This window comes from Pedobacter sp. 01T416_2 (assembly GCF_056398925.1).
The window spans coordinates 1-9787 of the sequence record NZ_JBFTQI010000338.1 but is presented as its reverse complement, the minus strand read 5'-3'; the positions used below and the strand labels follow the sequence as shown (position 1 = coordinate 9787).

At 38.8% G+C, this 9787-nt stretch carries 9 protein-coding genes; 6 read left to right on the top strand and 3 right to left on the bottom strand.

The features are described 5' to 3' along the window. Positions 1–135 precede the first annotated feature (135 nt). Positions 136–906: a queuosine precursor transporter gene (locus AC1DPQ_RS14970; protein WP_477580496.1), complete on the bottom strand. Its 771-nt coding sequence runs from the start codon at positions 904–906 to the stop codon at positions 136–138. A 197-nt stretch (positions 907–1103) separates the two neighbouring features. Here AC1DPQ_RS14970 and AC1DPQ_RS14965 point away from each other — a divergent pair, with 197 nt between their 5' ends. After that, positions 1104–2330: a multidrug effflux MFS transporter gene (locus tag AC1DPQ_RS14965; RefSeq protein ID WP_477610003.1), complete on the top strand. Its 1227-nt coding sequence runs from the start codon at positions 1104–1106 to the stop codon at positions 2328–2330. Between the two features lie 289 nt (positions 2331–2619). Here AC1DPQ_RS14965 and AC1DPQ_RS14960 read toward each other — a convergent pair whose 3' ends face one another. Continuing rightward, the gene (locus tag AC1DPQ_RS14960; RefSeq protein ID WP_477580500.1) at positions 2620–3309 is read right to left on the bottom strand and encodes a PepSY-associated TM helix domain-containing protein; all 690 of its coding nucleotides are present in this window, start codon (positions 3307–3309) and stop codon (positions 2620–2622) included. Continuing rightward, entirely contained in the window at positions 3275–4690 is a 1416-nt protein-coding gene (locus tag AC1DPQ_RS14955) for a DUF2271 domain-containing protein (protein WP_477610001.1), read from the bottom strand. Before AC1DPQ_RS14955 ends, AC1DPQ_RS14960 begins: the two co-directional genes overlap by 35 nt. Positions 4691–4971: 281 nt before the next feature. Between AC1DPQ_RS14955 and AC1DPQ_RS14950 the strand changes: the two genes are divergently transcribed. From AC1DPQ_RS14950 to AC1DPQ_RS14930, 5 genes are read left to right on the top strand one after another with little or no spacing between them, the layout of a single operon-like run. Further along, positions 4972–6117, top strand: a complete 1146-nt coding sequence (locus AC1DPQ_RS14950; protein ID WP_477580504.1) for a methionine aminotransferase — start codon at positions 4972–4974, stop codon at positions 6115–6117. 20 nt (positions 6118–6137) lie between these two features. Further along, entirely contained in the window at positions 6138–6941 is an 804-nt protein-coding gene (locus AC1DPQ_RS14945; protein ID WP_477580506.1) for an amidohydrolase, read from the top strand. A 31-nt stretch (positions 6942–6972) separates the two neighbouring features. Further along, entirely contained in the window at positions 6973–8007 is a 1035-nt protein-coding gene (locus tag AC1DPQ_RS14940; RefSeq protein ID WP_477610005.1) for a glycosylasparaginase, read from the top strand. Between the two features lie 43 nt (positions 8008–8050). Then, entirely contained in the window at positions 8051–8929 is an 879-nt protein-coding gene (locus tag AC1DPQ_RS14935; RefSeq protein WP_477609999.1) for a YegJ family protein, read from the top strand. A gap of 22 nt (positions 8930–8951) precedes the next feature. Then, entirely contained in the window at positions 8952–9713 is a 762-nt protein-coding gene (locus AC1DPQ_RS14930; RefSeq protein ID WP_477583551.1) for a copper homeostasis protein CutC, read from the top strand. The last annotated feature ends 74 nt before the right edge of the window (positions 9714–9787 follow it).

Below are 9787 nucleotides of genomic sequence, written 5' to 3'. Positions count from 1 at the left end.
GTACCTTGAATATTAAGATCTGAACCTTTTTTGCCTGCATCTTTGTTAACACAAGAAAATAATGAAAGCACTGCCAATAGCATTAAAATGTTTCTCATAAATAGGATTAATTTGGTTATTATTTGTTTTAAATGTTTATCCCCTTCCAGCCATTTTGATCAGCTTGTGTGCGAGGTCTTTCCCTAAGTAACCATCAATTATGGCGTGTACGATATATAAAATCGGGGTCATTAAAATAGCCACAACGAACTTATAGGTATATCCTACTAAACCAATGGCAAAAACCTGTTGCCAGCTATAATGGTATTGAGGATTTATGTAAAATGCGATAAAAATGACCACAAAACTATCAATAAACTGAGAGACCAAAGTAGAACCTGTAGCGCGTAGCCAAAGTGCCCGCTCCCCTGTTATTCTTTTTATTTTATGGAATATCATTACATCAACCATTTGCCCGATAATAAAGGCCGTAATCGATCCTACAATGATCCACATCCCTTGCCCGAATATCCCCGCAAATGCATTATTCATATTGAGGTCTTCTCCGTTTATATTTTGATGCACCCAGAAATCGGCGGCAGTTAAATGCATCGATCCCCAAACCACAAGAAAGGCAAATGCAATTAATATGGCGGTAAGAATAGATAAGAACCGAACTTGTTTAACACCAAAATATTCATTGATAATATCCGTCATGATGAAAATAATCGGCCAGGTTAATACTCCTGCCGACATTACAAAGGATAGATGCGGAACACCCAGTAAGTTTATGTCGAACTTTTTAAAGCCCAGCGTTTCTTCAACACTGAACAATTTAACCCCAATAAACTCTGATAATATAGCATTTGCTACAAAAAAGCTACCCAGAATGAGTAGTAAACGGCTTTCTTTCGTCTTAAAAGTCATAGACTATAAATCTATAAATAAATAGCAGATTTAGCATAACAATCATCGTATTTTTAACAGGGCTAACACAAAGATTACGCAGCCACTCGCTTTAATCGTTCAATAATAAAATATGATTTTTACAATCGTTCGACGGTAAAAATAGGTTAGCAAATTAAATCTCCCAATCTTTGCGCTAACAAAATCTGGTAATCTTCATGGCTAAAAAACAACACTTCTATCTCATACTCATTTTAGGTTCATTGGCAGCTCTTGGCCCCTTCTCTATTGATATGTACCTACCTGGTTTTGTTGATATTGCAAAGGATTTAAGAAGTAATGAATCAACTGTAGCCCTATCATTATCAAGCTTTTTTATCGGGATTTCTGCCGGCCAGTTATTGTATGGTCCGCTATTAGATAAATTTGGGAGAAAGAAACCGTTATATTTTGGTTTAGCACTTTATATCCTTGCCTCTTTTCTTTGTTTGGCTGTAACTGATGTTAATCAACTAATTGTTTTACGTTTTGTGCAGGCCATTGGAAGTTGTGCCACAGCTGTAGCCTCTGTTGCCATGGTACGGGATCTGTTTTCGGTAGAAGAAAGCCCGAAAGTATTTGCTTCCTTAATGCTGGTGATCGCGGTTTCGCCTATGCTTGCCCCAACTGCAGGGGGCTACTTAATTTCGGCCCTGGGCTGGAAATATGTGTTTGTATTTTTAGGATTGATGGCCGTTTTAATGCTCCTGGCTTCAATTTTCAAGCTACCGGAGAGTTATAAACCTGATCCGAATTACTCTTTAAAACCAAAACCTATTTTAAACAATTTCTTTACCGTTTTAAAAGAGCCTCAATTTTACACCTATGCGCTAATCAGTTCGATTACCTTTTCGGGATTATTCGCCTATGTATCTTCGTCGCCTCAGGTATTTATGAAAATATATGAGGTAAGTAAAACAGGCTACGGCTGGATCTTCGCACTGCTTTCTGTATCATTTATTGGATCGAGTCAAGTGAACAGCTTGATACTAAAATGGTTTACCAGCAAAAATATTGTAACCTATGCACTTATTGCACAATGTATTTTCAGTTTAATCTTTTTGGTTTTCGCCTTAAATAACTGGTTAAATTTATATTCTACCATAGGCTTTATCGCCTTATTTTTGGCCTGCTTAGGTTTAATTAACCCAAATGCGGCTGCCTTGTCACTCGCTCCGTTTACCAAAAATGCGGGTAGTGCATCGGCCCTAATGGGTGCCTTACAAATGGGATTAGGCGCACTGGCCTCGGTAATGGTAAGTTTATTTAGCGAACACTCGGTTGTGCCTATGCCTTTGGTAATGACAGCAGCTGCGTTTATTGCTTTAGGCTGTTTGTTAATCGGTAGAAGGTTTATCACCACTGAAGTGGAGGCATCGCCTGATGCTGCTGTTGCAGCGCATTAATATTTTACCACAAAGACACCAAGAGGTTTTTAGTGCTATGTGTCGGCGAGGAATCGTCATTGCGAGGAGGCCTTTTCAGCCRACAAAGCAATCTTACAACTATCGCTAGTAGCGAGCGCTTTAAGATTGCTTCGTGCCTCGCAATGACGATTTATCTACGGAATCTATCAACAATAGCCTGTCGAAGGACTTGTTTAAATGCCACGCAAAGCGTTTCGATAAGCTCAGCGTGACAAGTTCGAATGGAATCACAAATATGATACAGTCTCTCCGTGTGTTGGAATTAAAACTATGGTACAAATAACTTGTAAATCAAATAGCAAACAATCGTACCCACTGCTGCGATGATGAAGCCGCTTAATCGTTTCTTTTTAATAAAACAGATTAAGATAATTCCTGAAATAGATACCAACGTCATCAGCACTGCCGAAATATCGATAATCCACGACCAGGCCTTACCAGAATCTCTTCCTTTATGCAAATCGTTAATCACAGCAACAACACCAAATCTGGTTGTGGTTAATTCGTATTTTCCGGTTTCACGATCAATAAAGGAATCGGCCAGGTAACCTGGTCCGTTAAAGGTTAAGCTCAGTTCCCTGTCATCTATCCTAAAATCGCTCAATGCGCCTTTAACCTCATGTTTACCCCTAAAAAATTCAACAATTTGTAACTTATTGATCTTATTGGTATCTGGTTGGTTTACCCATTTTAAACTTACTGATCCAGAATCTTTAGTAACCACTTCCTTACCAGAAGTAAACCAATCTGCATGATTTAAGGTTAAGCCCGATACAGCAAAGAATAGTAGAATCGTAAAACTCACCATCGATAAATAAATGTGCAACCAGCGTGATAAACCGGCTAAACGCTTTTTACCCTTACCTTTTCCATTATCTTTTTTAACCTGCTTTTTGCCCAGGCCGCTAGGTGCAACCGTTATCTTATTTTTTTGCGGTTCCGATTTTTCTGTAGTCAAGAGATGCTGATGTTAGTTCTGTATTTGGCGTTAATTCTATTCTTTTTGCTGAGCTGGTAAATTTCATTTCTTGAGCAATTACCTGATAAGTTCCATGTTCGCGGGCTACTTCAATAAAAACGGTGTAATTACCTGCTTTTACCAACTTCCCGCTATCGTCTTTTCCATCCCATGATAAGCTATATTTACCTGGGCCACGTGTTGCAGAACTTGTTGAGCTTAGTTTTCCTTCCGCTCCTTTTTTAAACTCATCGCCATTGGCACGGCTCCACGATTTTAAATCTGGCAACCAACGTGGTTTGTTATACCAAATAGCCAGATTACGCACTGGGCTTTTAGCTGCATCCTCAATCCATACTGCCACAAACGGACGACGGACACGTTTACCATCGTAATTAGCCCATTCTTTGCTTTTAATTTCTTTGCCATCTTTAGTGATTAACAAGTAGGCGATGTCATTTCTAGTCGCAGTCAATGCCTCGATCTCGGCAATAGAAAGTACATTAAAAGAAGTAGCCAAAGCACCTGCTTCACTAGCATCTGGGCCAATAACCGTTGCACTAATTATTTCCGAAGCAGGTTTTCCAGTACGTGGATCAACAATATGCGAATACCATTTTCCATTTACATTAAAACCCCTGCGGTAATTACCACTGGTTGCCACGGCCATATTCGACACTTTGACTGTTGTTAGTGCGGCATCGTTCTCGGCATCAGCTTTAGGGTTTGCTATTTCGATAGCTTCGGGCTGATTTCCTTTAATTACCATATCGCCACCAATATTCACAACCACGTTTTCAATTCCCTGGCTTTGAAGCGCTTTCTCAGCAGCTTTATTAATGATATAACTTTTTGCAAAAGAATTTAATGCCAATGGTGCATCATCCAAACGGGTAACCGTTTTATCCTGTTCGTTTAAAATGTAGTGTTTTTGTTTAACCAAAGTAACTGCATGCGCTAATGCTTCAGCAGATGGTAAACGATCTTCGGCCGCTGCTTTTTTCCAAACATCACCTATTACTTTAGCTGATGCATCAAGTGCGCCATTGGTTAATACTTTATAATGCTCAAATTGCTTTAAAACTTCAAACAAATCTGCCGAAACTTTGGTGGTTTGTTTACCATTGCTCATCCATTTACTAAACTCGCTGTCAGCTTTATAAGCACTTAAAATATCATCTAACCTATCTATTTCGTTTAATGCACGCGCTTCGGCTACATCTGCATCGGCCTGATTGGTTGTTTTAAATTTTAATTCTAAGGATGTGCCCAATACATTTTCGTAGTTGGAAACAAATGTTCTTAAAGCTTTTTTCGGGCTAACAAATGCAGATGCACTTATTACCAGTAAAAAGGCAGCGGTTAAGTGTTTAAACTTCATATTTAATGAATAATTGAGATTTTAAAATGCAAAGAAAGGGGTTTATCTGGAATAATTTTAAATAAGCGAAAATATATTTGAAATAATACAAAAATTCCGAACTAAAATTCATTGACAACCGCCTGTTTAATACGCTGGTTATTGACGTTAATTTAACACGAGGGTTTAATGATTCTTAAAATTTTCTCTTTATGCAGAATTGCAATCGCACGATCAAGTAGCGGGGCTTTTGGCATGGGTTTTTACGCTTTAAGCTTTTTTTTCCTATTTTCGCTTATAAGATGCTTAATATACAATCTAAACTTCCTGGCGTAAGTACCACCATTTTTTCGGTGATGAGTAAACTTGCCGCAGAACACAATGCCATTAATCTTTCTCAGGGATTTCCTGACTACGCCTGCGATCCAAAACTAGTTGAATTGGTAAATAAAGCCATGCAAGATGGTTATAATCAATATGCTCCGATGCCTGGTTCTGGTTTTTTAAAAGAAACCATTGCTGAGAAAGTTGAAAAATTATATAACATAAAATATAATCCTGAAACAGAAATTACGGTTACAGCAGGTGGAACGCAAGCTATTTTTACAGCATTGGCCGCCATTATCAATGCAGGTGATGAAGTTATCATTTTCGAGCCAGCCTATGATAGTTACGCACCTACCATTAAACTTTTAGGAGGCCTGGTTAAAACCTACGAGCTTGCCCCGCCGAGTTATGCAATTGACTGGGATATGGTTAAGAAATTGTTTACGGCCAAAACCACAATGATCATCTTAAATACGCCACAAAACCCAACGGGTAGTATTTTATCGTCAGATGATATGAAATCGCTTATTAAACTGATTACAGGAACCGATATTTTAATCTTGAGCGACGAAGTTTATGAACATCTAATTTACGATGAACAAAAACACCAAAGTGTAATGCTTTACCCTGAATTAAAGCAAAGAAGTTTTATTGTAGCCTCCTTTGGTAAGCTCTTACATGCTACTGGCTGGAAACTGGGTTACTGTTTGGCACCAGAGAAACTAACCAAAGAATTTAGGAAGGTACACCAATTTAATGTTTTCAGCGTTAATAGTCCCATGCAGCAGGCTATTGCCGATTATATTAAAGAACCAAAAAATTATACTGAAATAGGCACATTCTTTCAACAAAAAAGAGATTATTTCAGAAGTCTTTTRGCTGAAAGCCGTTTTAAGCTTTTACCTTGCAACGGTTCGTATTTTCAATGCGCAAGCTACAGCAGTATCAGCGATGAAAAAGACACTGATTTTAGTATGAGGCTGATCAAGGAATTTGGCGTGGCCACCATTCCGGTTTCTGCATTTTACCAAAAAGCAACCGATCATAAAATTATCAGGTTTTGCTTTGCTAAAGAAAATGCTACACTTGCCTTAGCGGCAGAGAAATTAAAAAACGTTTAACCAGACTAAACCTATATACAATGGAAACACCTGTGTACACTCAAATAGAAAATCTGAAAGTAACTGTCTTTCAGGCCTATCTTTTTTGGGAAAACATTGAGAAAAACCTTTTGAATCTGGCACTTAGATTATCGATGGGTGTAAGGGAGAAAACCGATATTATTATTTTACCCGAAATGTTTAACACAGGTTTTAGCATGAACTCTGAAGCCTTAGCCGAAGAAATGGGTGGAAAAACGATGCAGTGGATGCAAAAAATGGCACATCAGTACAACTGCGTAGTTACGGGAAGCATCATCATAAAAGAAAACAATCAATATTTTAACCGTTTAATCTGGATGGAGCCAGATGGTAAAAACCAGCATTACGATAAACGCCATTTGTTTGGCATGGGTGATGAAGATCACCACTTTAGTCCGGGTAAAGAAAAACTTATTGTCGAACTTAAAGGATGGAAAATCAGATTAGCCATTTGTTACGATTTGCGTTTTCCGGTTTGGTTACGCAATGTAGATCAGGAATACGATATCTTACTCTTAGTTGCCAACTGGCCTGATAAACGATCGGCACATTGGAAAGCATTAATTCCGGCCAGGGCAATAGAAAACCAAAGTTATGTTATTGCTGTAAACCGCGTTGGGCATGATGGAAATCAGATTTACCACAGTGGATTATCCATGTGCTTAGATCCTTACGGTAATACCGTTTATTATAAACCGGAAGACGAAGATTTATATACATTCAGTATTAATTACGAAGAATTGGTCAAAATCAGAAGACAATTTCCATTTTTAAAGGATGCAGATCGGTTTACCATTAGTTAAATTAATAACACCACAAACAATAACCACACACATGTTTAACCGCCGCAAATTTATAAAAGCATCTGCCCTATCGGCTGGATTGCTGGCTATTGATAAAAGTAGTATCGCTAATGTAATTCCGCATGAAGAAACAAAAGCAGAAAATTTCCCGATTGTAATTTCGACCTGGGACTTTGGAATTGCGGCTAATGCTGATGCATGGAAGGTCTTATCAACCGGTGGACGTGCCTTAGATGCTGTAGAGCAAGGCGTTTGGGTACCCGAGGCTGATGAGAACAACCAATCTGTTGGATATGGTGGTTTGCCAGATCGCGATGGACACGTTACCCTCGATGCCTGTATTATGGATGAACTCGGTAACTGTGGCGCCGTTTTAGCACTCGAACATATTAAACATCCTATCTCGGTTGCGCGTAAAGTGATGGAAAAAACGCCGCACGTAATGTTGGCTGGCGATGGTGCTTTGCAGTTTGCGTTAGAACAGGGTTTTAAAAAAGAAAACTTACTTACTCCTGCCAGCGAAAAAGCTTGGAAAGAATGGTTAAAAACGGCGAAATATGCGCCTGTAATGAACATCGAAAATAAGCTCTACCAGAAAGCTGCGCCGCAAAAACTTCCTGGAAACCAATATAATCACGATACCATTGGCATGCTCRCAATTGATGCTAAAGGAAACATTTCTGGTGCCTGTACAACCAGTGGCATGGCCTATAAATTACATGGAAGAATTGGTGATAGCCCGATTATAGGCGCTGGCCTTTACGTAGACAATGAAGTTGGCGGTGCAACTTCAACAGGTGTAGGTGAAGAGGTGGTAAGAAACGTTGGATCATTTTTGGTGGTAGAATTAATGCGTCAGGGTTATACTCCCGAAGCCGCCTGTAAAGAAGCGGTAATGCGTATCATTAAAAAGAAACCCGAAACTGCCAAAAACATACAGGTAGGATTTTTAGCTATCAACAAAAAAGGCGAGTATGGTGCCTATGCCATCCAGAAAGGTTTTAGCTATGCCGTTTGCAATGCAGAAAAACAAGATCTTTTAATCAAAGGCAAAAGCTATTATTAATATGTTGAATTTTCCCAAACGATTAACAAAAATGAAACGGTAAATGGGATTATTATCCAAAATTTTCGGAAAGAAAAATGTTGCCGAGCGAGAGGGTGAGCCAGATATGGTTTATGTGCCGAGCGAAGATGAACGCATGAAATGGGCGATCGAAAAAGCCAATTTAACCCTTTGGTATTTCGAAGAAAGTTTAAAAAACAAACAACCTTACCAAAATTATTTTTCTATTAAAGTACTCATTACCGATGGTGATGAAGGCGAACATATTTGGTTAACAGACCCACATTTTGACGATGAAGGAAACTTATTTGGTACCGTTGGAAACGAACCGGTAAATATTCGTTCTGTAAAATTTAATCAAAAAATCGGCATAAAGCGCGATTTAATCTCTGATTGGATGATTATTGAAAACGGCAGATTAATTGGCGGTTATACCATACGGGCCATTAGGGATGGCGTTGCAGAAAAAGAGAAAGCAGCATTTGACAACAGCATAGGTTTATATATTGATGAGGGCGTTGATCATTTCAAAGCCAATCTCGAAACACCGGAAGGTGCAATTCTGGCGATTGAAAAAGCCTACAACAATAAAGATATTGATGCTGCCATAGCCTGTAAGGATTTTTTTGAAGAAGCTAAATCCTTACTTTCTGTGATGAAAATGGAGATTGATCAGGATATCATCAACGAAACTGCCGAAGTGCTTAAACTATCTTTCATCAACAATATAGAAGAACATGGTTTTCCTGATTTTTCCACTATCCAAAATGCTTTTCCGGAACGTAAAAAAGTTGACGAAACCCATTGGGTAATTACAGAGGTATGCTGGTATCCGGATGGCGGAAAATCAGTGCAGTTACTTAACACCTACAAATCGCCAAAGGGATGGGTAGTTTTAGGGCCAGCAGGGCCACAGGAATAATTTAAATTAATAAATCTATATAATGAATGAAGTGGCAATTGGTTGCTTAGAAGTATGTGCTAATTCCTATCAATCGGCATTGGCTGCGCAAAATGGTGGAGCAAAAAGAGTGGAGCTTTGTGATAACCTGGCAGAAGGTGGTACAACACCAAGTTATGCTCAAATTGCCCTGTCTAAGAAAAACCTATCCATCGAAGTTTGGCCAATTATCCGTCCGCGTGGAGGCGATTTTCTATATTCCGAAATCGAATTTGAGTTAATGAAAGAAGATATAAAAATCTGCAAATCATTAAATTGTGAAGGTATAGTTACCGGAATACTTAAAGCAGATGGCACTATCGATAAAGAAAGGTGTGCTGAATTAATTGAACTGGCTAAACCTATGGAGGTGGCTTTCCACAGGGCATTTGATATGAGCAACGATATGAATCAGGCATTGGAAGATTTAATCGCACTCAACATAAAAAGGGTACTTACCTCTGGAGGTGCTTCTTCTGCGATTCTGGGAGCAGAAAAACTAGCACAGCTTGTAAAAAAGGCCAATGGCCGGATTACCATCATGCCTGGTGCAGGTATAAATGAAAACAATATCAAAAACCTTATTAATCAAACGGGTGCCAGGCAATTTCATGCTTCAGCAAAGGAATTTGTGCCAAGTAAAATGGGATTCAGAAATACGGAAACCAAAATGGGCAGTATTGAGGATGAATATCGATACGAACTCACTTCCGAAATAAAAGTAAAGGCTTTGGTAGATGGTATTACCAGTACAATAAATAAATAATTAATTTCAATCGTCATTTCGACCGTAGTGTTCCAAAGGAACTCTTTCGGAGGAGAAATCTTTGTACTTTCTAA

Excerpts from the sequence above, each read along its gene's own strand:
- AC1DPQ_RS14970 (WP_477580496.1), bottom strand. The coding sequence starts at position 906 with ATGACTTTTAAGACGAAAGAAAGCCGTTTACTACTCATTCTGGGTAGC.
- AC1DPQ_RS14965 (WP_477610003.1), top strand. The coding sequence starts at position 1,104 with ATGGCTAAAAAACAACACTTCTATCTCATACTCATTTTAGGTTCATTG.
- AC1DPQ_RS14955 (WP_477610001.1), bottom strand. The coding sequence starts at position 4,690 with ATGAAGTTTAAACACTTAACCGCTGCCTTTTTACTGGTAATAAGTGCA.
- AC1DPQ_RS14945 (WP_477580506.1), top strand. The coding sequence starts at position 6,138 with ATGGAAACACCTGTGTACACTCAAATAGAAAATCTGAAAGTAACTGTC.
- AC1DPQ_RS14935 (WP_477609999.1), top strand. The coding sequence starts at position 8,051 with ATGGGATTATTATCCAAAATTTTCGGAAAGAAAAATGTTGCCGAGCGA.
- AC1DPQ_RS14930 (WP_477583551.1), top strand. The coding sequence starts at position 8,952 with ATGAATGAAGTGGCAATTGGTTGCTTAGAAGTATGTGCTAATTCCTAT.